This window comes from Mycobacterium sp., from assembly GCF_029961025.1.
Classification (GTDB): Bacteria; Actinomycetota; Actinomycetes; order Mycobacteriales; family Mycobacteriaceae; genus Mycobacterium.
The window spans coordinates 1-1,607 of sequence record NZ_JASBVP010000025.1; the positions used below are offsets into that span (position 1 = coordinate 1).

Below are 1,607 nucleotides of genomic sequence, written 5' to 3' on the forward strand. Positions count from 1 at the left end.
GGCCGCCGGCGTTGTGGCACTGCTGCTGCGGGCGCCGTTCCTGGTCGTCATCGCCGTGGCCGCCGCTGTCGCAGCCCTGGTGAGAGCGCTGGGCTAGTAGTGCTTTGTTAGGTCCGTAGCGGATGGGTGTGTTGTCGGCAGGTGGGGCAGACGCCTGTCCAGGTGGCGAGCAGTCGCTGGAGTTCGCGGATGATCTTGTAGAGGGTCAGGCCGCCCCAGCTTCTTTTGGGCTGGTCAGACGCAGTGTGGTGAGGAAGACGTGGGCCGCGGTGACGAGGGTGACGTGGCGGTTCCAGCCGGTCCAGGTGCGGCCCTCGAAGTGGTCCAGGCCGAGTCCTTGTTTGAGTTCGCGGTAGTCGTGTTCGATGATGCGGAGCCGTCACGAGAACAGCCGATGCGGGCCGACCCGTGACGATTCCGCGTCGCTTAGCGGAGGATCCTGTACCGATCCTCTTTGTGATCGCTATTGCATCTGATGAAGAACACCGGTCGGGTTGCACATTGACGTGAGGACAGGCGTTGCCGCTGGCGGAGGGGCAGGCCAGCGTTGCGGCTCGGGCCGCGATGGGTGCGGCTTGGCGATCGGTCTCGGTGGGCGATGCGGCCTTTGGCTTGGGGGTTTGCCAGAGCGATTTCCTTTGATGAAAGATCCCTTCGTCTGATGTAAGTGACGGAGGGTCACGGCGGATGGGGTGGGACGGGCTGACGCCGGGGTCGGCGGGCCTGCATCTGGTGGGCGGGGTGTCGCTGCTGCGCCCGGAGGAGCAGGTGTTCGCCGCGATGCTGGACGGCTGGCGCAACCAGCAGTTGGCGCGGAACCTGGCCTTCTCCACGGTGGAGGGTCGGGAGCGGGCGGTGAAGGCGTTCGCGAAGCACGCGGACGCGTTCCCCTGGCAGTGGACGCCGCAGCTGGTGGATGAGTGGCTCGGGGATCTGCGGGCGGTGCGCCAGCTGAAACGCTCGACGCTGCGCAACTACTCCGAGGCGGTGCGCTCGTTCTGTGCCTACCTGATCGATCCGGCCTACGGGTGGGCGACCGAGTGCGAGCAGCGGTTCGGCACGCACCCGGTGCAGGTGGTCCACGAGTGGAATGCCGCGGTGCACGTCCAACAGGCCGAGGCCGACGCCGGCAAGCGGGCGTTCACCCGGGAGGAGCTGCAGGCGTTCTTCGACCACGCCGACGAGCAGGTGATGCGAGTACGGGGTCGTGGGCGGAAGGGTTGGTTGCCGGCGTTCCGGGACGCGGTGCTGTTCAAGACCGCCTACGCGTTCGGGCTGCGCCGCAACGAGGCCCGGATGCTGGACGTGGTGGATTTCGGTCGCAACCCCGAGGGGCCGGAGTACGGCGAGTACGGCGTGGTCTATGTCCGGCACGGCAAGGCGAAGAAGGGCTCTCCGCCCAAGCGCCGCAGCGTGCTGACCGTCTGGGCCTGGTCAGCGGAGATCCTGCAGCAGTGGATCGAGGAAGTCCGCCCGCTGTTCCTCACCGCCGGGCGGGGTGCGTGCTGGCCGTCCGAGCGCGGGCCGCGGGTCGGGTTCACCCAGATCAACACCCGGTTCGCCGCCTACCGCGACGCACTCGGCCTGGATCGGGGCCTGGACTTCCA

General features: G+C 67.7%; 1 protein-coding gene and 1 pseudogene. One reads left to right on the plus strand and one right to left on the minus strand.

Translation table 11 applies throughout. The features are described 5' to 3' along the window. Positions 1-205 precede the first annotated feature (205 nt). Positions 206-367: pseudogene (locus QJR12_RS17620) on the minus strand (IS701 family transposase); the annotation flags it as partial. Between the two features lie 320 nt (positions 368-687). Between QJR12_RS17620 and QJR12_RS17625 the strand changes: the two are divergent. Continuing rightward, the coding region (locus tag QJR12_RS17625; protein WP_300584784.1) for a site-specific integrase at positions 688-1,607 on the plus strand (920 nt) is incomplete at its 3' end.